27 protein-coding genes are annotated in these 19,756 nt (G+C 70.3%); 15 read left to right on the top strand and 12 right to left on the bottom strand.

Annotated features, from left to right (window positions below):
- Positions 1–10 precede the first annotated feature (10 nt).
- Together ygfZ and ACWDEN_RS02245 are read right to left on the bottom strand one after the other, a co-directional pair.
- Positions 11–976 carry a CAF17-like 4Fe-4S cluster assembly/insertion protein YgfZ gene (gene ygfZ, locus ACWDEN_RS02250; protein WP_351601777.1) on the bottom strand — a complete coding sequence of 322 codons (966 nt, stop codon included), beginning with the start codon at positions 974–976 and terminating at the stop codon, positions 11–13.
- A gap of 9 nt (positions 977–985) precedes the next feature.
- Entirely contained in the window at positions 986–1,423 is a 438-nt protein-coding gene (locus tag ACWDEN_RS02245; RefSeq protein ID WP_351601779.1) for a Fur family transcriptional regulator, read from the bottom strand.
- Positions 1,424–1,591: 168 nt separating this feature from the next.
- Here ACWDEN_RS02245 and ACWDEN_RS02240 point away from each other — a divergent pair, with 168 nt between their 5' ends.
- Positions 1,592–1,897 carry a hypothetical protein gene (locus ACWDEN_RS02240; protein WP_450856759.1) on the top strand — a complete coding sequence of 102 codons (306 nt, stop codon included), beginning with the start codon at positions 1,592–1,594 and terminating at the stop codon, positions 1,895–1,897.
- Positions 1,898–1,942: 45 nt separating this feature from the next.
- Here ACWDEN_RS02240 and ACWDEN_RS02235 read toward each other — a convergent pair whose 3' ends face one another.
- From ACWDEN_RS02235 to ACWDEN_RS02210, 6 genes are all read right to left on the bottom strand, one after another.
- On the bottom strand, positions 1,943–2,518 hold the full coding sequence (locus tag ACWDEN_RS02235; RefSeq protein ID WP_351601785.1) for an FABP family protein: 576 nt from the start codon (positions 2,516–2,518) through the stop codon (positions 1,943–1,945).
- Positions 2,519–2,759: 241 nt separating this feature from the next.
- Complete coding sequence (locus ACWDEN_RS02230) at positions 2,760–3,644, bottom strand: hypothetical protein (protein ID WP_450856757.1); 885 nt, start codon at positions 3,642–3,644, stop codon at positions 2,760–2,762.
- Positions 3,641–4,468, bottom strand: coding sequence for a hypothetical protein (locus ACWDEN_RS02225; RefSeq protein ID WP_450856755.1), 828 nt, complete (start codon positions 4,466–4,468; stop codon positions 3,641–3,643). Before ACWDEN_RS02225 ends, ACWDEN_RS02230 begins: the two co-directional genes overlap by 4 nt.
- Positions 4,465–5,199, bottom strand: a complete 735-nt coding sequence (locus ACWDEN_RS02220) for a hypothetical protein (RefSeq protein ID WP_450856753.1) — start codon at positions 5,197–5,199, stop codon at positions 4,465–4,467. The genes ACWDEN_RS02225 and ACWDEN_RS02220 overlap by 4 nt, the downstream gene beginning before the upstream one ends.
- Positions 5,200–5,269: 70 nt before the next feature.
- Positions 5,270–5,542 carry a DUF397 domain-containing protein gene (locus ACWDEN_RS02215; protein WP_450856751.1) on the bottom strand — a complete coding sequence of 91 codons (273 nt, stop codon included), beginning with the start codon at positions 5,540–5,542 and terminating at the stop codon, positions 5,270–5,272.
- Positions 5,524–6,366 (bottom strand): helix-turn-helix domain-containing protein, encoded by an 843-nt coding sequence (locus ACWDEN_RS02210; protein ID WP_450856749.1) that lies wholly within the window; start codon positions 6,364–6,366, stop codon positions 5,524–5,526. Before ACWDEN_RS02210 ends, ACWDEN_RS02215 begins: the two co-directional genes overlap by 19 nt.
- A gap of 174 nt (positions 6,367–6,540) precedes the next feature.
- On the opposite strand from ACWDEN_RS02210, the gene ACWDEN_RS02205 reads away from it, so the two are divergent.
- Genes ACWDEN_RS02205 through ACWDEN_RS02195 form a run of 3 tightly spaced genes read left to right on the top strand, consistent with a single transcriptional unit; the run spans position 6,541 to position 7,402 of the window.
- On the top strand, positions 6,541–6,798 hold the full coding sequence (locus ACWDEN_RS02205) for a hypothetical protein (protein WP_450856747.1): 258 nt from the start codon (positions 6,541–6,543) through the stop codon (positions 6,796–6,798).
- Positions 6,795–7,043, top strand: a complete 249-nt coding sequence (locus ACWDEN_RS02200; protein ID WP_351601805.1) for a hypothetical protein — start codon at positions 6,795–6,797, stop codon at positions 7,041–7,043. Before ACWDEN_RS02205 ends, ACWDEN_RS02200 begins: the two co-directional genes overlap by 4 nt.
- Positions 7,040–7,402, top strand: a complete 363-nt coding sequence (locus ACWDEN_RS02195; protein WP_450856745.1) for a DsrE family protein — start codon at positions 7,040–7,042, stop codon at positions 7,400–7,402. Before ACWDEN_RS02200 ends, ACWDEN_RS02195 begins: the two co-directional genes overlap by 4 nt.
- Positions 7,403–7,406: 4 nt before the next feature.
- Here the strand turns inward: ACWDEN_RS02195 and ACWDEN_RS02190 are convergent, their stop codons facing one another.
- Complete coding sequence (locus tag ACWDEN_RS02190) at positions 7,407–7,670, bottom strand: DUF3099 domain-containing protein (protein ID WP_351601810.1); 264 nt, start codon at positions 7,668–7,670, stop codon at positions 7,407–7,409.
- Between the two features lie 119 nt (positions 7,671–7,789).
- On the opposite strand from ACWDEN_RS02190, the gene ACWDEN_RS02185 reads away from it, so the two are divergent.
- The 5 genes from ACWDEN_RS02185 to ACWDEN_RS02165 all read left to right on the top strand — a co-directional run bounded on the left by ACWDEN_RS02185 (position 7,790) and on the right by ACWDEN_RS02165 (position 11,211).
- On the top strand, positions 7,790–8,533 hold the full coding sequence (locus ACWDEN_RS02185) for an LmeA family phospholipid-binding protein (RefSeq protein ID WP_351601812.1): 744 nt from the start codon (positions 7,790–7,792) through the stop codon (positions 8,531–8,533).
- A 198-nt stretch (positions 8,534–8,731) separates the two neighbouring features.
- Positions 8,732–8,812: an Ms5788A family Cys-rich leader peptide gene (locus ACWDEN_RS02180; protein WP_350751515.1), complete on the top strand. Its 81-nt coding sequence runs from the start codon at positions 8,732–8,734 to the stop codon at positions 8,810–8,812.
- Between the two features lie 129 nt (positions 8,813–8,941).
- Positions 8,942–9,787, top strand: a complete 846-nt coding sequence (locus ACWDEN_RS02175) for a sulfurtransferase (protein ID WP_351601815.1) — start codon at positions 8,942–8,944, stop codon at positions 9,785–9,787.
- A 57-nt stretch (positions 9,788–9,844) separates the two neighbouring features.
- Positions 9,845–10,135: a DUF1416 domain-containing protein gene (locus ACWDEN_RS02170; RefSeq protein ID WP_004000115.1), complete on the top strand. Its 291-nt coding sequence runs from the start codon at positions 9,845–9,847 to the stop codon at positions 10,133–10,135.
- Between the two features lie 389 nt (positions 10,136–10,524).
- Positions 10,525–11,211: a hypothetical protein gene (locus ACWDEN_RS02165; protein WP_450856742.1), complete on the top strand. Its 687-nt coding sequence runs from the start codon at positions 10,525–10,527 to the stop codon at positions 11,209–11,211.
- A gap of 80 nt (positions 11,212–11,291) precedes the next feature.
- On the opposite strand, the gene ACWDEN_RS02160 is transcribed toward ACWDEN_RS02165, so the two are convergent.
- The 3 genes from ACWDEN_RS02160 to ACWDEN_RS02150 are packed head-to-tail and all read right to left on the bottom strand — an operon-like array spanning position 11,292 to position 13,625.
- On the bottom strand, positions 11,292–12,461 hold the full coding sequence (locus ACWDEN_RS02160) for a hypothetical protein (RefSeq protein ID WP_450856740.1): 1,170 nt from the start codon (positions 12,459–12,461) through the stop codon (positions 11,292–11,294).
- Between the two features lies 1 nt (position 12,462).
- Positions 12,463–12,717, bottom strand: coding sequence for a MoaD/ThiS family protein (locus tag ACWDEN_RS02155; protein WP_351615112.1), 255 nt, complete (start codon positions 12,715–12,717; stop codon positions 12,463–12,465).
- 47 nt (positions 12,718–12,764) lie between these two features.
- Positions 12,765–13,625, bottom strand: a complete 861-nt coding sequence (locus tag ACWDEN_RS02150) for an alpha/beta hydrolase family protein (RefSeq protein WP_351615110.1) — start codon at positions 13,623–13,625, stop codon at positions 12,765–12,767.
- A 195-nt stretch (positions 13,626–13,820) separates the two neighbouring features.
- Here ACWDEN_RS02150 and ACWDEN_RS02145 point away from each other — a divergent pair, with 195 nt between their 5' ends.
- The 6 genes from ACWDEN_RS02145 to ACWDEN_RS02120 all read left to right on the top strand — a co-directional run bounded on the left by ACWDEN_RS02145 (position 13,821) and on the right by ACWDEN_RS02120 (position 19,742).
- Complete coding sequence (locus ACWDEN_RS02145; protein WP_351615109.1) at positions 13,821–14,609, top strand: response regulator transcription factor; 789 nt, start codon at positions 13,821–13,823, stop codon at positions 14,607–14,609.
- Between the two features lie 128 nt (positions 14,610–14,737).
- Positions 14,738–15,763 (top strand): LacI family DNA-binding transcriptional regulator, encoded by a 1,026-nt coding sequence (locus ACWDEN_RS02140; protein ID WP_351615106.1) that lies wholly within the window; start codon positions 14,738–14,740, stop codon positions 15,761–15,763.
- Between the two features lie 108 nt (positions 15,764–15,871).
- A complete protein-coding gene (locus ACWDEN_RS02135) occupies positions 15,872–16,870 on the top strand; it encodes a S1C family serine protease (RefSeq protein ID WP_351615104.1) in 999 nt (332 codons plus the stop codon).
- Positions 16,871–16,918: 48 nt separating this feature from the next.
- Positions 16,919–17,158 carry a hypothetical protein gene (locus ACWDEN_RS02130; RefSeq protein ID WP_351615101.1) on the top strand — a complete coding sequence of 80 codons (240 nt, stop codon included), beginning with the start codon at positions 16,919–16,921 and terminating at the stop codon, positions 17,156–17,158.
- Positions 17,159–17,514: 356 nt separating this feature from the next.
- A complete protein-coding gene (locus ACWDEN_RS02125; RefSeq protein WP_351615098.1) occupies positions 17,515–18,249 on the top strand; it encodes a response regulator transcription factor in 735 nt (244 codons plus the stop codon).
- Positions 18,246–19,742: a sensor histidine kinase gene (locus ACWDEN_RS02120; RefSeq protein WP_450856735.1), complete on the top strand. Its 1,497-nt coding sequence runs from the start codon at positions 18,246–18,248 to the stop codon at positions 19,740–19,742. The genes ACWDEN_RS02125 and ACWDEN_RS02120 overlap by 4 nt, the downstream gene beginning before the upstream one ends.
- Positions 19,743–19,756 lie beyond the last annotated feature (14 nt).

The following is a 19,756-nucleotide window of genomic DNA, read 5'->3' as shown; positions in this document are numbered from 1 at the left end:
CACGCCCCGGCTAGGGCTCGACCACGACCTCCTGCGCCGCCGCCGTCTCTCCGGCCAGGAGCCGCGCATCGAGCGGCACGTTCCGCTTGACCAGGGCCAGTGCCACCGGCCCCAGCTCGTGGTGGCGTACCGACGTCGTCACGAAGCCGATCTTGCGGCCCTCCGGGCCCTCGTCCGCGAGCCGGATCTCCGTGCCCGGCACCGGCAGATGGACGTCGCTGCCGTCCAGGTGGAGGAAGACCAGCCGGCGCGGCGGCTTGCCCAGGTTCTGGACGCGGGCGACCGTCTCCTGGCCCCGGTAGCAGCCCTTCTGGAGGTGCACCGCCGTGCCGATCCAGCCGAGCTCGTGCGGGATCGTCCGGTGGTCGGTCTCGAAGCCGAGCCGGGGCCGGTGCTGCTCGACGCGCAGCGCCTCATGGGCGAGGAGGCCGGCGGCGGGCCCGTGCGCGGCCGCGAAGGACTCCAGATCCTCGCGCGGCAGGAAGAGATCACGGCCGTACGGCGTCTCGCGTACGACGACGCCCTCCGGCACCTCGGCGATGGACCCGGCGGGCAGGTGGACCACCGCGAAGTCGGCCGTCCGGTCGGCGACCTCCACGCGGTAGAAGAACTTCATCGACTCCAGGTAGGCGATCAGCGCGTCCTGCGTACCGGGCTCCACGTGCGCCCAGACGGTCGTGCCGTCGTCCACCAGGTACAGCGCGTGCTCGATGTGCCCGTGCGCGGAGAGGATCAGCGCCTCGGTGGCCTCACCGGGCGGCAGCTCGCTGACGTGCTGGGTGAGCAGGAGGTGCAGCCAGCTCAGCCGGTCCTCACCGCTGACGGTGACGACACCCCGATGGGACAGGTCGACGAAACCGGTGCCGTCGGCGAGGGCGCGCTGCTCGCGGAACAGGTCGCCGTAGTGGGCGGCGACACCTTCGTCCACACCCTCGGCGGGGACGGCGCCGGGCAGGGACAGCAGAGGGCTCTTCATACCGCCAGCCTACGACGTGGTAGTTGAACTCTTCAGCGAACAGTCCTTACACCGGCCGAAGATCGCGAAGTGCTTCATGTCGGTGTCGAACCCGAACCGCTGCCGCAGCTTGGCGGTGAACTCGGCGGCCACGTCCACGTCGGCCTCGATCACGTTCTCGCAGTCGCGGCACACCAGGTGCAGATGGTGGTGGCGGTCGGCGAGGTGGTACGTCGGCGCACCGTGCCCGAGGTGGGCGTGGCTGACCAGGCCCAGCTCCTCCAGCAGCTCCAGCGTCCGGTAGACCGTGGAAATGTTGACCCCCGACGCCGTCTTCCTCACTTCGCCGAGGATGTCGTCGGGGGTCGCGTGCTCAAGGGTGTCGACGGCTTCGAGGACAAGCTGGCGCTGCGGCGTCAGCCGGTAGCCGCGCTGCCTGAGGTCGCTCTTCCAGTCGGTGCTCACCACGTGGCCAAGTCTAGGACCGACGGGTCCGGACTCGCCTGGGCGCCTTGAGTTCAAGGGATAATCTGACAGTTTTTCTGCCGTACGTGCGGTTGGTTCGATAAGCGGTTATTCGGGGGGAATGCCGGGGTAGCTTGGCCGCGACTCGTTGTCCCAGCTGAGGAGGAAGCCATGCGCGCACGCAGAGCCCTGGCCATCGCGATCACCACCCCGATCCTGCTCGCCGCGATCGGCATGAGCGGCGCATCCGCGGCGACCCGGCCCGGACCCGTCGCCGACCGGCCCGGCCCCACGGCCGACCGGTCGGCCCCTACGGCCGACCTGCCTGCGCCTGCCGCTGACAGCAGGCACAGCAGACCCAGCAGGCACGCCGAGGCTCAAAGAAAGGCTGCCGAAGACGAGATGGACCCGGAAGAAGGTCTCATCGGAGGTCTCGCGGGTGAACTCCTGGGCCGGGTGGGTCCCACGGATTCCTAGGCGCCGTACGCCTTCCGGCGGGGCACCGGCCGGCTCACGTCCGGCTCACCTGAAGAAGGCGATGCCGTCGTCGGGCATGTCGTCGGGCAGGGCCTTGGCCCAGCGCTCGACGTCCTCCGGGGTGACGACCTTCTTCAGGTGGGCCGACATGTAGGGGCGCAGCTCGACCTCGGGGGTCTGCTTCTCGCCGACCCACATCAGGTCGCTCTTCACATACCCGTACAGCCGCTTGCCACCGCTGTACGCCTGCGAGGCGGCCGTCCGGGCGACGGCGTCCGTGACCAGGTCGATCTGCGGCTTCTTGTCGGCCATCTCGCCGTACCAGATCTCGATGACACCGTCGTCGCGGGTCATCGTCACCTCGACCTTGCGGTCGGCGTCGATCCGCCAGAAGCCGGACTCCGACTCCAGCGGGCGGACCTTGTTGCCGTCCTGGTCCAGCACCCAGGTGTGCGAGTGGTACTCCAGGAAGTCCCGGCCGTCGTGGGTGAAGCTGACCTCCTGCCCGAAGTTGCACTTCTGCGAGCCGGGGAAGTCGTGCACGCCCGCACCGGCCCAGTTGCCCAGCAGAAAGGCGAGCGGGACCAGGTCCTTGTGCAGGTCGGACGGGATCTCGATCATGAGGGAAACTTCCTAGAGGTGGTTCAGCGCTGGCCCTGGTACAGCTTCTTCACGGTCAGACCGGCGAAGGCGAGCACGCCGACGCAGACCAGGACCAGCAGGGTTTCGAAGAAGATCTCCACGGGTGCTCCTTGAGCGAGGGTGGGCATACGACAGGGCCGGGGCCCAGCTTACGCGGCCGGGCGCCGACGCTCTTGACGAGGTGGGCCGTCAGGAGCTCACCCTTCCGGCCCCCGCAATCTCAGTCGAGCAGCTGCACCTGCAGGACCACCGTCTGCTGGAACGGGATCTCCTTCGCGCCGCCCTTGCGGGACTGCACGACGATCCCCACGACGTCGCCGGAGTTGATATAGGCCTGCCGGACCTGCTCGGCGCCGTACGGCTTCTGTTCCGCGTAGGCGTTCAGCTCGCTGTGCCCCAGGGTGCCGGCGTCGGGGAACGAGTCGTCCCTCTTGTTGTAGGGCGCCCCGCGCAGGACGTGAGACGGGTCGTCGTAGCCGGAGAACTCGTCCCTCTGGACCTGGCCGGCGATCAGGCCGGTCTCGAACTGGAGCAGGTAGATCCGGGTCCGGGTGCCGTCCGGCATGGTCCAGCCGCGCGCGGCGACATGCCTCAGGCCGCGGTCGATGAGCTCTCCCTGGAGACTGTCCCGGTCGTCCTTGCTCGCGTATTCCGCGAGGAACACCTCCGGCTTCACCCATCCGTGGTCGCCCGCGAGCGCCGGATCAGCCGTGGCGCCCTTCGGCGCGGGCAGTACCAGTTTGCGCAGGTCGGCGTAGTGGACCATGGCCGGGTTGCCGTCGGCGAACGGGGCCGGGCTGCCCGCGGCCAGCGGCGGCCGGACGATCTGCGGGTAGTCCCAGCGGCCGTCCGCGCGGGTGGCCAGGCCGGGCAGGTCGGTGCGCTCCATCCGTGTGACGCCGTACGCCGTGGACGCGCCGGTCGCCGCGAAGACCACGAGGGCCGCGGTCCAGCGCAGGACGGTCCGCAGGACCCGGCGGTCCGTGGGCGCTGCGGAGCCCGGGGCTCCCATGGGACCGGCGGGAGTGACCGTGAGGGGCGCCGCCTCGGGCATGGGCTCCGTGTCGGGCGCGGCTCCCGGTGCGGGAATCTGCTGCTCGGTCATACGGCCTTCCCCGGGTCCTTGATGCGGTCGAGCTGTCTGCCGATGAAGTCGGCGATGTCATGCGTGGCGAGCGGGAGGGTTCCGGACACGTTGACGGTGACCAGTACGTCACCCACGTAGGCGGAACAGAACATGCGGCCGAGCTTCTCGCCGCCCACCTTGGGCGTCAGGAAGCAGGCCGCGTTCTTGTGGCCCGCGATCGCCGGGCCCTTGGGAAAGATCCGGAGGGCCTGGAAGAACTCGTCCCGGGCGGTCGCGATGTCGCGCACGGAGGCGCTGTTCTCCATCCGGACCAGTTCGAGGGTGAGGGTGAAGGGCTGCTGGACGCCCTCGTAGCCGTTGAAAGGCGCATAGCTCCGCATCGCCATGCCCTTGATCCGCTCCTTGTCGATCAGCCCTTCCAGTTTCTGCCGGGTCTGGGGCGGCAGGTCGCGGATCTCCTCCTTCCGCAGGGCGGTGGCCTCGCGCCCGCTGAGCTCGGCATCGGAACCGAACTCGCCGATGTCGGGCCCCCGGCCGTACCCGCGCGAGATCGTGTCGTACGGCAGCAGCAGTCCACGCAGTCCCGAAGCGTCCTTGCTTCCCTGGGCCGCCTGGTCCTTCTCGGAGTACGAGGGGAACCTCCAGACGGGGTTTCCGGGATCACGGTCGGCACCGTCGACGCGCATACCGGTGAACCCGACGCCGCCGACGACCGCGACGGCCAGCAACCCGAACGCGAGCATCCGCCTCTTACGCCGGGGGATGGGTGCATAGGCGGATTCGGTGGGTTCGGCGGGTTCGGCGGGTTCGGCGGGTTCGGCGGGTATGGAGAACTCGTTCACAGCCGGGCCGCCTGTCGCTTCGCCAGTTCCATGATGTCCGCCTCGGGGACCGGCTTGGTGTCGGTGATCCAGATCTCCATGACCAGATCACCGCGTGAAGCCATCGCCTCGGCCACGTATTCGGGCAGGTAGCCGCTCCTGGTCCGGGGTGTGTGGTGCACGTACACCATGCCGTCGCCCGTACCGGGCAGGGGCCGGCTGCTGGTGTCCGGCTTCTTCTCGGCGAACGCGCGCTGATCCTGCACATGCTCCGAGGCCGCCTCGTCCGCCACCTGGTGGTACTGGACGAGCCGTGTCTCGACGACGTACGTGCTGCCGATCCGCCAACTGGCGTCGGCCGCACGCCGGAACTCGCTTTTCAGCTCGTAACCGAAGGCCGAGGCCGGCTGCTCGAAGGTGTCCGAGTAGTCGGCCAGATCCATCCAGCCGTCGACGCCCGCGGAGTCGGCGTCCTGTGCGCCCCTGGGCCGCGTCAGCAGCAGCTTGCGCAGGTCGCCGTCGGTCTTCACCCGGCGGTCCTGCGCCGCCGACAGGGGCTCGACATCACCCTTTGCCTGAGGGACGACGGGCTGCGACAGAGAGGGCAACGCGGTGGGTGGGCGGCCGGCCTGGACGACATAGCCCGTGCAGACGCCCGCGACGACACCGAGCACGGCGGCCCCCGCGATCAGCGCGGCGGTCCGGCCCCGGCCCGGCGTCTCGGGTCTTTCAGGTCTCTCAGGTGATTCCAAGACGTCTCCCTACGTGTTTCACAGGAGACTCATGGCATGAGAATGGAGTTGTAGGAGAGCTGATAACGATTCAGCGCTTGACTTCGTCGACGAAGGCGGCCCAGGCGACGGCGCCGAACAGCAGGGGGGTGCGGGTGGTGTCCTTGCTGTCCCGGACGGGGACGAGGGGGGGCACGTTGCCTGCGATCTCGAGGCAGTTGCCGCCGTCCTGGTTGCTGTACGAGCTCTTGCGCCAGTCGGCGGTACGGAGGAGGTCGTCGGAGACCTCGAGGCAGTTGCCGCCGTCCGAGTTGCTGTAGCTGCTCTTGCGCCACGTCACGGTGCTCAGGTCGATGACTCGCATGGCGCTTCCTCCAACATCCGCAAGATGTACGTCCTCGACTCGGCGGGGCTCAATGCCAGGTCACGCACCTCATCATAGGTGCGCTGCAGACGCTCAACCTTGCTTGTTTCTTCGATGAGTTCGCCCCGCACATCGTTCTCCGCGTAAGCCACGGTACGGCCGTCCGGGAGCCGGAGGAACATGGTGTCGGTGCTGTCCATGCCATGCAGGCCGGTGCCGAATGGCAGCACATGAAGGGTGATGTTCGGGCGCTCCGCAGCCTCCGAGAGGTACTCGAGCTGCTCGCGCCACCCGTCGGGATCACGCAGCGAGTTGCGCAGCACAGCCTCCGAGAGAATGACGCGAAACGACGGTGCACAGTCACCCTCCAGCACGTGGCGGCGTCCGATGCGCGCACCGACCTGTTGATCCAGCTCCTCCCCGCTGAGGCCTCCCGCAGCAAGTGCTTCTCGCGCGTACCCAGCCGCCTGAAGCAGCCCCGGCGGTCGACTCACTGAGTACTGCCACAGGCTCACCGCCTCGGCCTCCAACATCATGTACCGCCGGTACTGCTCCTTGAACTGAGTCAGGTCGGCCACGGCCAGCTCCCAGACGGTGAGCAGCAACCTCCGCGTGCCGTAGTACTGGTCCAGCGCCTGCACCACCTCCGGTCCGCCCAGCGTCTGGCCGTTCTCCATCTTTCCGAACAGGGACGCGTCCCAGCCCGCCACCTCCGCCAGAGCCCGCAGGCTCACCCCGCGCTCGGCCCGCAGCAACCGCAGCTCCTCGGCGAAACGAGCCCTCGGCTCCTGGCTCCGCCCCGTGATCACCCTCCGCTGCGGCACCGCACCCTCCCCAGGTTGTGGAATTTGTGGAATTTGGAGCGCCCACTGTGGAACTTGCGGCCGTTCCGCTCGTATCCGCCTCCGCGCTGGGCCATCCTCGTATCAGCCCAGGAGCACGCAGAGTAGTGCGACTGTCGCATTCCGTATAGATTTTGGAGGAAGGGAACAAACCTCATGGGAACGGATCCGGCCACCCCGCTGTACGACCCCGCACGCCTCCGCGCCGACGTCCGCGCCGCGAACCAGCGCGCCCAGGCCCTGCCTCCCGATCCCGAGGACCTCAGCCGGCCGCCCCGGCCCGTCCCCGGCTGCTCGGTCTGCCTGACGCTCGCCGAGCTGCGGGACGCGGCGCGGGCGGCGTACGACCGGAGCGCGGAGACCGACGCCAACGTGCTGCTCCGCCAGCACCGGCGGCAGGAGCACGGCGCATGAGGGGCGAGGGACTGCCGTACGAGGAATGCAGGCGGCGGCGGGAGCAGGCCCCGCCGGGCGACCGGACACCGATCTCCCCGGGGTATGCGCTCCCGCCCTTCCACCCGTACTTCGCGGAGCAGGCCCGGGAACGACGGCGCCCGCGGCGGCCGGTCGACGGCGCCACCGTCAGCGGCGTACTCACCGCCCTGTGTGTGGCCACGCTGATCGCGACGATCGTGCTCACGGCTACGCTTCCCGTATGACCAAGAAGCTCGTGATCAAGGTGACGGCCGGGGCCGACGCGCCCGAGCGCTGCTCACAGGCGTTCACCGTGGCGGCGGTGGCGGTGGCCAGTGGCGTCGAGGTCTCGCTGTGGCTGACCGGGGAGTCGTCCTGGTTCGCGCTGCCGGGGCGGGCGGCGGAGTTCGAGCTGCCGCACGCGGCCCCGCTGCCGGACCTGATCGAGTCGATCCTGGCCGGCGGGCGCATCACGCTGTGCACACAGTGTGCCGCCCGGCGCGACATCACCGAGAATGACGTCCTCGAGGGCGTGCGCATCGCGGGCGCCCAGGTGTTCGTACAGGAGACGCTGGCGGACGAGGCTCAGGCCCTCGTGTACTGACGGCTCACTGCCTGGGGCGCTTCTTGCCGTCCAGCTCGTCCCACCACTCGTCCGACTGGGGATCGCCGGAGGGGTCGTCCCACCAGCGGTCCTCGGGGCCCCGCCGGTTGGCGATCATCGCGGCCACCGGCGGGATGATCATCGCCACGACGCACATGCCGACGGCCGCCGGCACCGACCAGAGGCGCACGACTCCCCACGCCAGGACGAAGAGACCGATGCACGTCCCCATCATGGCGAAGTAGATGTGCCGCCGCCGCGCGTACATAGGTCCAGGGTAGGCGCCGTCGTACCTGTCACAACTGATCCACAATCGCCGCCCGCCCGGCGCCCGTGGGGTTACCGTGACGTAGCCGAAGACCGCTCTCGTCCCGGGGGAAACACCACATGCGCGCCCTGCGAATACTCCTGATCCTCGTCGTGATCCTGGGTGGGCTGTTCCTGATCGCGGACCGGGTGGCTGTGCACTTCGCCGAGGGGCAGGCCGCCGACAAGCTGAAGTCGAGGGAGAACCTGGCCTCGACGCCGGACGTGAACATCAAGGGGTTCCCGTTCCTCACCCAGGTCGCGGGCGGATCGCTCGACGACGTCGAGGTCGGTATCAAGGACTACGACGCCGCGACCGGCACCGCCGGGAAGACGATCCGGATCGACCACCTGCAGGCCGACATGAAGGGCGTCTCCTTCTCCGGCGACTACAGCTCCGCCACCGCGACCAGCGCCACCGGCACCGCGACGATCTCCTACGCCGAACTGCTGAAGACCGCCAAGCCCGAGCCGACCGAGGTCGTCCCCGGCATCAAGGCCCGGGTCGTCAGTCTCTCCGACGGCGGCAACGGCAAGATCAAGGTCACGGCCAGGCTGACCGGCTCGCTCGGCCCCCTGCCGGTCGACCAGACGGTGTCCGTGCTCAGCACCGTGACCGTGGAGAACGACAGGGTGCAGGTCCACGCCGACTCCCTGCCCAAGCTCGCCGCCGCCGCGATCGCCGAGAACCGCATCCGGGAGATCACCGACTTCCAGCAGGCCATCAACCAGCTGCCCGGCGGCGTCAAGCTGGACAAGGTGCAGGCCGCGCAGGACGGCGTGCAGATCAGTGTGAAGGGTTCGGACGTCAGGCTGGCGGGGTAGGACCACGGCCGGACGGACGGGGAACGTCCGACTGGCGAGACGGGTAGTCCGCACGGCAGATGCGGAGACCCGCGGGAGCGCCCGGAAGGCCGTTCGGCGGCCACCGGGCGCTTCTTTCATCCCGCCATACGGACGATCGTGTCTCGTCATGTGACACACCGGTGACACGCCCGCCCGGACGTCCCTACGATCGAGCCCATGAAGCGACAGGCGGATCTCACGAAGCGGCGGGCAGTGGACCTGTGCCGCGTTGCCGCCATGCTCTGTCGCCCCTTCTGAGCGAAAGTCCGCGACTTCCGCATCTCACCGCCGCCCTGCTGGAAGGGCACCCGTGCGCCACCCGGTCCCCGAGCGCGCGCACCCCCGTACCCGCACGCCCCGCCGCAACTGCCCCGGAGGAGAAAGAGCATGAGCCGCACCGACGTCCTGGTCGACGCAGACTGGCTGCAGGAGCACCTGGACGACCCGGCCATCGCCATCGTCGAGGTGGACGAGGACACATCCGCCTACGAGAAGAACCACATCAAGAACGCGATCCGCATCGACTGGACCAAGGACCTGCAGGACCCGGTCCGCCGCGACTTCATCGACCAGGAGGGCTTCGAGAAGCTCCTGTCGAAGAAGGGCATCGCCAACGACACCCTTGTGGTCCTCTACGGCGGCAACAACAACTGGTTCGCCTCCTACGCCTACTGGTACTTCAAGCTCTACGGCCACGAGAACGTCAAGCTCCTCGACGGCGGCCGCAAGAAGTGGGAGCTGGACGCCCGCGAGCTGGTCGACGGCACCGAGGTGCCCGAGCGGGCCGCGACCGACTACAAGGCCAAGCCGCAGGACACCTCGATCCGCGCCTTCCGTGACGACGTGGTCGCCGCGATCGGCTCGCACAACCTGGTCGACGTGCGCTCGCCCGACGAGTTCTCCGGCAAGCTGCTCGCCCCGGCGCACCTGCCGCAGGAGCAGTCGCAGCGTCCGGGCCACGTCCCGAGCGCGCGCAACATCCCGTGGTCGAAGAACGCCAACGACGACGGCACCTTCAAGTCGGACGAGGAGCTCAAGGAGCTCTACGCCGAGGAGAACGTGGACCTCGCCAAGGACACGATCGCCTACTGCCGCATCGGTGAGCGCTCGGCCCTGACCTGGTTCGTGCTGCACGAGCTGCTCGGCGTGGAGAACGTCAAGAACTACGACGGCTCCTGGACCGAGTACGGCTCCCTCGTCGGCGTGCCGATCGAGCTCGGCGCGAACAAGTAAGCCAACAGGTACCCCATCCCGACCGGCCTTCCGGTCAGACCCCTCTGGAGAAACAGCATGTGCGGAGCGAAGGCCGGCGGCCCGGACGCCTCGACGATCAAGCCCGGTGAGACCACGATCCAGGGTCAGGTGACCCGCGACGGCGAGCCGGTGACGGGCTACGTCCGTCTGCTGGACTCGACCGGCGAGTTCACCGCCGAGGTTCCCACCTCGGCGACCGGCCAGTTCCGCTTCTACGCGGCCGAGGGCACGTGGACGGTCCGGGCGCTCGTCCCGGGCGCGACGGCCGACCGTACGGTCGTCGTGGCGGAGAAGGGCGCGCTGGCCGAGGTCGCCATCGCGGTCTGAGCCGGCCTGCGCGAAACAGCGGCACAGTGACGGTCGAAGGGCCGCACCCCTGGGGTTGGACGCCAGTGGGGGTGCGGCCCTTCGGCATGCGCGGCGGCCGCTCCTAGCGCGCCTCGCCGCATTGCGCCAGCAACGACACGCTTGCCGCTGGGGTAGCTACTTGTCATAAGATCATCCAAAAGGTCTAGCGGTGCGTCAATTCCCCTTTTTTCGCGCCGATTTGACATCCTCTCGAGGAACGAAGCGCAGGGGACGCATCCCATAAATCCCCCAATTGGTGCACAAAAACCCAGTCTCATGCCATTCCCGACATGACAGCCATGGAGATCGGCGAATACGTTCCAAACGACCGGCCAACGCGTCGGTGTCTCAGAGACTGGAGAAGCACCATGAAGATCAACCGTTCGACTGTCGTCACCGCCGCCGGCGCAGCAGCCGCGGCTCTGGTGGCGACCGGCGTTACCTACGCCTCGGCCGCCTCCGCGCCGGAGGCAGCGCCGGCGGCCGCCCCGGCCGCTGCCGCCCCCGCGGCGGCCCCGGCAGCCGCCGCACCGACCGGCGGCGCCGGCAACAACAACGGCAACGGTAACGGCAACAACAACGGCAACAACAACTTCAACAACGGCAACAACGGCAAGGGAAACGAGGGCCGTGAGGGCGGCCGCGGCGGGTTCCGCGGCGGCTGGGAGGGCCGGATCCAGATCAACGAGCGGTCCTACTCCGCACACCCCGGTGACTGCATCACCGTGGTCAGCGGCCTGGGCGCCAAGACCCTGAACATCCGCAACGACAGCCACAAGGTCGTCGAGGTGTTCCGCGGGGCGGTCTGCGACAACGGCGCCCCCGTGGCCACCGTCGGCCCCCACAGCCAGAGCGACGGCGTGCGCGTCCACCGCACGGAAGGCATCCACGTCAAGGACGGCGTGGTCGGCAGCTTCCGCGTGGTGTGCCCCGAAGGCTGGGGCTGGGGCTGGGGCGGCGGCGACGGCGGCTTCGGCGGCGACGGCGGCCGGGGCGGCGACGGCGGCTGGGGCGGCGGCGACGGCGGCTGGGGTGGCGACGGCGGCGGCCGGTAACCCACAACCCCTTGCAGGAATGGAGCCCCGGCCCGCCGGAATCGGGCCGGGGCTCCGGCTTGTCCGTCGTGAGAACAGCTCTAACCGAGCGCCCGCCCCAGCACCCACACCACCGGCGCCGCCGCCGACAGCGGCAACGCCACGCCGGCCGTGAAGTGCACGAACCGGGACGGGTAGTCGTAACTGGCCACGCGGTGACCGATCAGCGCGCACGCGCCCGCGGCCGCGCCGAGCAGCGCGCCCTTCGCGCCCAGCCCGGTCATCCCGCCCACGGCGATCCCCGCACCCGCCGCCGCCAGCAGCGACACCACGGCCGAGGCCGCGGTCGGCAGCGGCAGGGCACGGGCCAGGACCGCCACGGCCACCGCCGCGGCGCCCACGGACACCGCGTGCGCGTCGGCGCCCAGGTACCCGGTGGCCAGCACCGACAGGGCCGACGAGACGACCGTCGCCATCAGGCCGTACATCCGCTCGTCCGGCGAGGCGTGCGAGCGCAGCTGCAGGACCAGGGCCAGCAGGACCCAGACGCCGAGCGGGCCGAGGATGGCCGCGGGGGCGTGGTCGCGGCCGGCGGCCAGGACCGCCACGTCGGCCGTCAACCCGCCCAGGAAGGCCAGCGCGATGCCCTGCCGGGCCGGCCACATGCCGTTCAGCCGGAACCAGCCCGCCGCCGTCACACCCTGGAGCACCACGAGCGGCACGAGGAGCGCGTACGAGGCGACCGGCGCCGTCGCGGCCAGCAGCAGGCCGAGCAGCGCGGTCAGCAGCGCCGGCTGCATACCGGGCTCGATGATCGGCGAACGGCCCTCCAGACGCGCTCGCTGGGCATCCGTGATCCGGGCGTTCCCGGCGACGGTGGCGGGGCCGTAGTCCGGCTCGGACTCCGACGCGGACCCGGCTCCGGCTTCCGGGGCGTGGGCGTGCGCGGGCGCGGGCGCGGGTGCGGCGTGCGGCTCCGGTTGCGGAGCGGCCGCGTACTGCTGCTGGTACTGCCCCTCGTACGTCTGCTGCGGCGGATACGCGGCCTGGGCCGCCTGCGCCGCCTGCGCGGGCATCTGCAGCGACGCGTGCGTCTGCGAGTCCCAGGTCTGCCCCTGCCACTGCTGGGTGTGCTGGGGGTCGTGGCCGGGCTGCTGCCCGTACCCGGCGTACGGGTCCTGCTGGGGCCACTGCTGCTGATAGGGGTCGTAGCCCTCGTAGCCCTCATAGCCCTCGTGGGGCCCGTGGCCCTGATACGGCTGGTCGCTCATCTCACCCTCCTGCGAACGGCGGGAGCACCTCGACCGTGCCGCCCTCGGCCAGCCGTACCGTCTCATGCGCGCGGGTCCCGACGGGGTCACCGTCGACGATGAAGGAACATCGCCGCAGCACGCGCGTGAGTTCACCGGGGTGTCGCGCACGCACGGCGGCCAGCGCGTCGGTGAGCGTCTCCGCGTCGTACGGCTCCTCGGCGACACCGGCCGCGGCCTTGGCGGCGGCCCAATAGCGCACCGTGACCTTGGGCATCTGTTTCCTCTATCGACGGCAAGAAAGAAATCAAGAGTGCTGTCAGGCTAGCCCGCCCTGGCGGCCGCCCATTCCCCGATCCGGTGCAGCAGTGCGTCGCCCGCCGCGTGCTCGGCGTGGCCCATGCCCGCCTCCACCCAGAGTTCGCCGTGGTCACCGGCCGCCTCGGCGAGCATCCGGGGGTGGTCGAGGGGGAAGTAGCCGTCGCGGTCGCCGTGCACGATCAGCAGGGGCGTGGGGGCGATCGCCGGGACGGCTTCCGTCGGGGAGAGCGGGACCGGGTCCCAGTCGCGGTGGTGGATGCGGGTGCGCAGGCCGTAGCGGCCGACCAGGCGGCCCTCGGGGCGGGTGACCAGCCAGTGCAGGCGGCGCATGGGGGCCGTGCCCCGGTAGTACCAGCGGGCCGGGGCGCTGACCGAGACCACCGCGCCGAGCGTGCCGGGGTTCAGGGCGGCGTGCCGCAGGACCACCGAGCCGCCCATGGAGAAGCCGACGGTCGCCACGCGCGCGTGCCCGAGGCCGCGGGCCCACTCGACGGCCGCGGCGAGGTCCAGGACCTCCCTGTCGCCGACCGTGGACCGGCCGCCGGAGCGCCCGTGGCCACGGAAGGAGAAGGTGACGACCGCGCCGTAACCGCGCAGCACGCCCGCCACCCGTCGCACATGCGGCCGGTCCGCGTCCCCCGTGAACCCGTGGGCGACGACGAACACCAGGTCACGGGCAGGCGAACGGCGGGCATCCGGATCGGATCCGGAGGTTTCGTATACAACGGCGCCGGGATCGTATACGGAATCGATCGGAATTCCGTCGGCGGTGCACAGAAACGTCCGGATAGGCGCCCGTCTGCGCGTCTCGCGATTCGGACGAACGGTGGAATGCGCCACTTGACCTGCCGAACGGTTCCTCATGTGGGCTATTCTGCTGGGCATGAGGACTCGGGCAGCGCAGCCCCCGGGTCCTTTTGTGCTTTCGGAAGCGTTGTATACGAAGTGGGAAACCCCAGGTGAAGGCGCCGGGGAGGGACCACGGTGTACGGGGCCTTCGGGATCGCAGAGCAGTGCCCGTCCGCACAGCCGCGCAGGGACCGAGGAGGAACCAGACATATGAGTTCTCTGCTGCTCCTGACCAACGCCCTCCAGCCCTCGACGGAGGTGCTGCCCGCCCTCGGCCTGCTCCTGCACAACGTGCGGGTGGCCCCGGCGGAAGGCCCCGCCCTGGTCGACACCCCGGGCGCCGACGTCATCCTCGTCGACGGCCGCCGCGACCTGCCCCAGGTGCGCAGCCTGTGCCAGCTGCTGCGCTCCACCGGTCCGGGTTGTCCGCTGATCCTCGTCGTCACCGAGGGCGGCCTCGCCGCCGTCACCGCCGACTGGGGCATCGACGACGTGCTGCTGGACACCGCGGGCCCGGCCGAGGTCGAGGCCCGGCTGCGGCTGGCCATGGGCCGCCAGCAGATCGTCAACGACGACTCCCCCATGGAGATCCGCAACGGCGACCTGTCCGTGGACGAGGCCACCTACTCCGCCAAGCTCAAGGGCCGGGTCCTGGACCTGACCTTCAAGGAGTTCGAGCTGCTGAAGTACCTCGCCCAGCACCCGGGCCGGGTCTTCACCCGCGCCCAGCTGCTGCAGGAGGTGTGGGGCTACGACTACTTCGGCGGCACCCGGACGGTCGACGTCCACGTACGGCGGCTGCGCGCCAAGCTCGGCCCGGAGCACGAGTCGCTGATCGGCACCGTCCGGAACGTCGGTTATCGATTCGTTACGCCCGAGAAGGCCGACAAGACCGACCGGGCCGGCCAGGAGGCCAAGGCCGGGGCGGAGCGGGCAAAGGCGGAGGATGCGGATGCGTCCGCCGTCCGTGACGGCTCCGAGGTCCACGCGGACGCCTAGTTCCCGGGAAGTTACCGACGGGTTCCAGCCGGGCAGGTGTGACGGCCGCCCGGCCGGGGCATTGCTTCCGCACATCCAAGCACCGATACGCCCTGCCCAGAACGGGTCAATCCGCGTAGACTCCGCGCGTGGCCAAGGTGACTCGGGATGACGTGGCACGGCTGGCTGGAACCTCCACCGCCGTCGTCAGTTATGTCATCAACAACGGACCCCGGCCGGTCGCCCCGGCCACGCGCGAGCGTGTCCTCGCTGCGATCAAGGAACTGGGGTACCGCCCCGACCGGGTCGCCCAGGCGATGGCGTCCCGGCGCACGGATCTCATAGGCCTGATCATCCCGGACGCCCGCCAGCCCTTCTTCGGCGAGATGGCGCACGCGGTCGAGCAGGCCGCCTCCGAGCGCGGAAAGATGGTCCTGGTCGGCAACACCGACTACATCGGTGAACGCGAGGTCCACTATCTGCGCGCCTTCCTCGGCATGCGCGTCTCGGGCCTGATCCTCGTCTCCCACGCGCTGAACGACCTCGCCGCCGCCGAGATCGACGCCTGGGACGCCCGGGTGGTGCTGCTGCACGAGCGCCCCGAGGCCATCGACGACGTCGCCGTGGTCACGGACGACCTCGGCGGCGCCCAGCTCGCCGTACGCCACCTGCTGGAGCACGGCTACGAGTACGTCGCCTGTATGGGCGGCACGGCCCAGACCCCGGCCGTCGGCGACCCGGTCTCCGACCACGTCGAGGGCTGGAAGCGGGCCATGGACGAGGCGGGCCTGTCCACCGAGGGCCGGCTGTTCGAGGCGCCGTACAACCGCTACGACGCCTACCAGGTCGCCCTGGACATCCTCTCCGGCCCCGACCGGCCGCCGGCGATCTTCTGCTCCACCGACGACCAGGCGATCGGCCTGCTGCGGGCCGCACGCGAGCTGCGCATCGACGTGCCCGGCAAGCTGGCGGTGGCCGGCTTCGACGACATCAAGGAGGCCGCGCTGGCCGACCCGCCGCTGACCACGGTCGCCTCCGACCGCTCGGCGATGGCCCGGTCGGCGGTCGACCTGGTGCTGGACGACGGGCTGCGGGTGGCGGGGTCGCGGCGCGAGCGGCTGAAGACGTTCCCGTCCCGGCTGGTGGTACGGACGAGCTGCGGTTGTGGGACCTGAGGGCCTGAGCCTCACCGAAGGGGTCTTTATATCCGGCAAACGAGGTTCTGCCGGGCTTCTCAGCGAGCACTCAGGAAGCTCTCATGGTGACAGGGGAGGCTTCTAGTCATGACCGAGAGCCAGGGGTCCCACCCCCAGCAGCCCAGCAGCAGCTACTCCGCTCCCGTGAACCCCGAGTGGCCGCCCCCGCCGCCGTACGAGCCGGTGACGGCAGTGGCACCCGAGCGGGAGAAGAGGCGCAACCGGGGTCCGGTCGCCCTCCTCGCGGCCGTCGCGATCGTGGCGGCGGCGGTCGGCGGCGCCACGGCGTACGGCTTCCAGGAGCTGACCGGCAAGGACACGGTCTCCTCCGCCGGTACGACCACGAACGTGGTGCCGACCGGCAAGAGGGGTGACGTCGCCGCGATCGCCGCCGCGGTCAGCCCGAGCGTGGTCGAGATAAACGCGAGCCTCGGCAACGGCTCCTCCACCGGCTCCGGCGTGGTCATCACGTCGAACGGCGAGATCGTCACCAACAACCACGTCATCGCCGGCGCGCAGTCGATCAAGGTGCGCACGAGCGACGGCAGGAGCTACACCGCCGATGTCGTCGGCACCGACAGCTCCAAGGACCTCGCGCTGATCAAGCTGCGCGGCGCGTCGGGTCTGAAGCGCGCCTCCCTCGGCAACTCCTCCGGCGTCCAGGTCGGTGACACGGTCGTCGCGATCGGCTCCCCCGAGGGCCTGACCGGCACCGTCACCAGCGGCATCGTCTCCGCGCTCAACCGTGACGTGACCGTCTCGACCGACGAGAACCAGGGCCAGGGGCAGGGCGGCGACGGACAGTGGCCGTTCCAGTTCGGCGGCCGTCAGTTCAACGGCGACACGGGGTCGTCCACGACGACGTACAAGGCGATCCAGACGGACGCCTCGCTCAACCCCGGCAACTCCGGCGGCGCGCTGATCGACGCGAGCGGCAACGTCATCGGGATCAACTCCGCGATGTACTCGTCGAGTCAGCAGTCCTCGTCGTCCTCGGACGCGGGCAGCATCGGCCTCGGTTTCGCGATCCCCGTCAACACCGTCAAGTCCGACCTGGCCAAGCTGCGGGCGGGCAACCACAGCTAGGCAGCCGGCCGTCCGCACCGCACAGCACCAGTCAGCAGGGAGTACGTCATGATCACCAAGGTCTCGCACCAGATCGCCGACCACGGTCCCGCCGACCTGGCCCTGGCCCTCACGGTGTCCCAGGACCTGCACGTGCCCATCCCGGCACCCCGCAAGCCCGAGCCGGCGCCCCGCGCACCCGAGGTGGTCGTCACACCGGTCCCCGAACTGATGGGCCTGCGCACCGCCCCCGTCCGCACCCACCGCCGCAAGGTCCCACTGAACCGGCTCACCGCGGTACGGGCCTGACGGCCGGGGTTGGGCCTGACCCCGTGGGTTGGGCCTGACCCTGTGAGTTGGGCCTGACCTCCCGGGTTGGGGCTGACCCCTCCGGGTCGGGCCTGACCCCGGGTGGGACTGACCCCTCCGGGTCGGGCCTGACCCCGCCGGGTGGGACTGACCTCCCGGGGCGGGGCTGACCCCTCCGGGGCCGAGCCCGGAGCGCCTCCCAAGGCGCTCCGGGCGGCCGGGCCGACCGTCGGCGGATCTGCCTTCCGGCCCGCCCGTCGTGGCAGGCTGAGAAGCAGCCGCGACGCAGCCGAGACGCAGCCGAGAGACAGACACCCCCGCCAGCCCAACCACCGCACCCCGAGGAACCGCGAGCCATGAGCCCCGCCGAAGGCGACCGTGACCCCCAGCGCATCCTGATCGTCGACGACGAGCCGGCCGTACGCGAAGCGCTCCAGCGCAGCCTCGCCTTCGACGGGTACGACACGGAGGTGGCGGTCGACGGCGCGGACGCGCTCGAGAAGGCGACCGCCTACAAGCCCGACCTGGTCGTCCTGGACATCCAGATGCCGCGCATGGACGGCCTGACCGCGGCCCGCCGCATCCGCGGGGCGGGCGACACCACCCCGATCCTCATGCTCACGGCCCGCGACACCGTCGGCGACCGGGTGACCGGCCTCGACGCCGGCGCCGACGACTACCTGGTCAAACCCTTCGAGCTGGACGAACTCTTCGCCCGTATCCGCGCCCTCCTGCGCCGCAGCTCGTACGCGGTCGCGGTGTCGGCCGAGGCCCAGGAGGACGAGGCGCTGACCTTCGGCGATCTGCGCATGGACCTCGCGACCCGTGAGGTGACCCGCGGCGGCCGGCAGGTGGAACTGACCCGCACGGAGTTCACCCTCCTGGAGATGTTCATGGCGCACCCGCGCCAGGTCCTCACCCGCGAGCAGATCCTGAAGGCGGTCTGGGGCTTCGACTTCGAGCCCTCCTCCAACTCCCTCGACGTCTACGTCATGTACCTGCGCCGCAAGACCGAGGCCGGCGGCGAGCCACGCCTCGTGCACACGGTGCGGGGCGTGGGGTACGTCCTGCGGCAGGGCGGCGCGGAGTGAGCAGGCTCGTACGGCGTTACCACGCCCTCCCGATCAGGGCCCGGCTGGCGATGCTGGTCGCGGCGGCGGTGGCGTTCGCGGTGGCGGCGGTGTCGGTGACGTGCTGGTTCATCGTGCAGGGGAAGCTGTACGACCAGGTCGACACCGACCTGCAGAAGGCGACCCATGGGCCCCAGATGGCGGACGACGTCACCACGCTGCTGTCCACCTGCCCCCACGCCCCGTCGGAGTCGGCCTTCGGGTTCCGGGCGCGCGGCAACTACTACTTCGAGCTGGTCAAGGCGGACGGCACCGCCTGCGTCTTCTCGAACTCCGCGGGCGCCGTGAAGACCGTCTCCAGCGACCAGGAGGTGGCGAGAACGGTGGACAGCCGCAAGGGCCTCCTCCGCAACGGGACGGACAGCAACGGAGACGCCGTTCGCGTGCTGACCATGCCCTTGGTGGTCAACGAGGGCGTGGCCACCCCGCCCCAGCTGTACCCGAACACCGCCCTGCTGGTGGCCTCACCTCTCAAGACCACCCAGGACACCCTCAACGACCTCGCCCTCATCCTCCTCCTCGTCTCCGGCATAGGAGTCGTCGGCGCCGGCGCCGCCGGCCTGGCCGTCGCCCGGGCCGGCCTGCGTCCGGTCGACAAGCTCACGGAGGCCGTGGAGCACGTGGCCCGGACAGAAGACCTGACCATCCGCATCCCCGTGGAGGACGACAGCGAGGACGAGATCGCCCGGCTCTCCCGGTCCTTCAACTCCATGACCGCCTCCCTGGCCAGCTCCCGCGATCTCCAGCAGCAGCTGATCGCCGACGCCGGCCATGAACTCCGTACGCCCCTGACGTCGTTGCGCACGAACATCGAACTCCTCACCCGCAGCGAGGAGACGGGCCGTCCACTCCCGCCGGAGGACCGCAAGGCGCTGCTCGCCTCGGTGAAGGCGCAGATGACCGAACTGGCCACGCTGATCGGCGACCTGCAGGAGCTGTCCCGCTCGGAGGGGCAGCACGGTGAGCGGGTCCAGGTGGTGTCGTTCGAGGACACGGTCGAGGCGGCGCTGCGCCGCGCCCGCCTGCGCGGTCCGGAGCTGACGATCACGTCGGACCTGAAACCCTGGTACGTCCGGGCGGAGCCCTCCGCGCTGGAGCGGGCGGTCGTCAACGTCCTCGACAACGCGGTGAAGTTCAGCCCCGAGGGCGGCACGGTCGAGGTACAGCTGAGCAACGGCGTCCTGACCGTCCGCGACCACGGCCCCGGCGTCCCGGAGCACGAACTCCCGCACGTCTTCGACCGCTTCTGGCGCTCCCCCAGTGCCCGCGCCCTCCCCGGCTCCGGCCTCGGTCTGTCCATCGTGGCCCGCACGGTCCGGCAGGCGGGCGGCGAGGTCACCCTGTCCCGCGCGGAGGGCGGCGGCACGGTGGCGACCGTACGCCTGCCGGGCGCACCGACACCACCACCGGAGACACCGGAGACACCGGAGACGCCGGAGACGCCGGCCGGCTGAGCGGGGGTTCCCGG

This window comes from Streptomyces sp. NPDC001153 (genome assembly GCF_053598315.1).
Note: the sequence above shows the minus strand (reverse complement) of the source record. Positions and strands in the feature narration are given on the sequence as shown.

Excerpts from the sequence above, each read along its gene's own strand:
- ACWDEN_RS02175 (WP_351601815.1), top strand. The coding sequence starts at position 8,942 with ATGAGCCGCACCGACGTCCTGGTCGACGCAGACTGGCTGCAGGAGCAC.
- ACWDEN_RS02130 (WP_351615101.1), top strand. The coding sequence starts at position 16,919 with ATGATCACCAAGGTCTCGCACCAGATCGCCGACCACGGTCCCGCCGAC.
- ACWDEN_RS02165 (WP_450856742.1), top strand. The coding sequence starts at position 10,525 with ATGAAGATCAACCGTTCGACTGTCGTCACCGCCGCCGGCGCAGCAGCC.
- ACWDEN_RS02230 (WP_450856757.1), bottom strand. The coding sequence starts at position 3,644 with ATGACCGAGCAGCAGATTCCCGCACCGGGAGCCGCGCCCGACACGGAG.
- ACWDEN_RS02215 (WP_450856751.1), bottom strand. The coding sequence starts at position 5,542 with ATGCGAGTCATCGACCTGAGCACCGTGACGTGGCGCAAGAGCAGCTAC.
- ACWDEN_RS02185 (WP_351601812.1), top strand. The coding sequence starts at position 7,790 with ATGCGCGCCCTGCGAATACTCCTGATCCTCGTCGTGATCCTGGGTGGG.
- ygfZ (WP_351601777.1), bottom strand. The coding sequence starts at position 976 with ATGAAGAGCCCTCTGCTGTCCCTGCCCGGCGCCGTCCCCGCCGAGGGT.
- ACWDEN_RS02145 (WP_351615109.1), top strand. The coding sequence starts at position 13,821 with ATGAGTTCTCTGCTGCTCCTGACCAACGCCCTCCAGCCCTCGACGGAG.
- ACWDEN_RS02125 (WP_351615098.1), top strand. The coding sequence starts at position 17,515 with ATGAGCCCCGCCGAAGGCGACCGTGACCCCCAGCGCATCCTGATCGTC.
- ACWDEN_RS02240 (WP_450856759.1), top strand. The coding sequence starts at position 1,592 with ATGCGCGCACGCAGAGCCCTGGCCATCGCGATCACCACCCCGATCCTG.
- ACWDEN_RS02180 (WP_350751515.1), top strand. The coding sequence starts at position 8,732 with ATGAAGCGACAGGCGGATCTCACGAAGCGGCGGGCAGTGGACCTGTGC.
- ACWDEN_RS02195 (WP_450856745.1), top strand. The coding sequence starts at position 7,040 with ATGACCAAGAAGCTCGTGATCAAGGTGACGGCCGGGGCCGACGCGCCC.
- ACWDEN_RS02170 (WP_004000115.1), top strand. The coding sequence starts at position 9,845 with ATGTGCGGAGCGAAGGCCGGCGGCCCGGACGCCTCGACGATCAAGCCC.
- ACWDEN_RS02155 (WP_351615112.1), bottom strand. The coding sequence starts at position 12,717 with ATGCCCAAGGTCACGGTGCGCTATTGGGCCGCCGCCAAGGCCGCGGCC.
- ACWDEN_RS02135 (WP_351615104.1), top strand. The coding sequence starts at position 15,872 with ATGACCGAGAGCCAGGGGTCCCACCCCCAGCAGCCCAGCAGCAGCTAC.
- ACWDEN_RS02205 (WP_450856747.1), top strand. The coding sequence starts at position 6,541 with ATGGGAACGGATCCGGCCACCCCGCTGTACGACCCCGCACGCCTCCGC.
- ACWDEN_RS02200 (WP_351601805.1), top strand. The coding sequence starts at position 6,795 with ATGAGGGGCGAGGGACTGCCGTACGAGGAATGCAGGCGGCGGCGGGAG.
- ACWDEN_RS02160 (WP_450856740.1), bottom strand. The coding sequence starts at position 12,461 with ATGAGCGACCAGCCGTATCAGGGCCACGGGCCCCACGAGGGCTATGAG.
- ACWDEN_RS02235 (WP_351601785.1), bottom strand. The coding sequence starts at position 2,518 with ATGATCGAGATCCCGTCCGACCTGCACAAGGACCTGGTCCCGCTCGCC.
- ACWDEN_RS02150 (WP_351615110.1), bottom strand. The coding sequence starts at position 13,625 with ATGAGGAACCGTTCGGCAGGTCAAGTGGCGCATTCCACCGTTCGTCCG.
- ACWDEN_RS02190 (WP_351601810.1), bottom strand. The coding sequence starts at position 7,670 with ATGTACGCGCGGCGGCGGCACATCTACTTCGCCATGATGGGGACGTGC.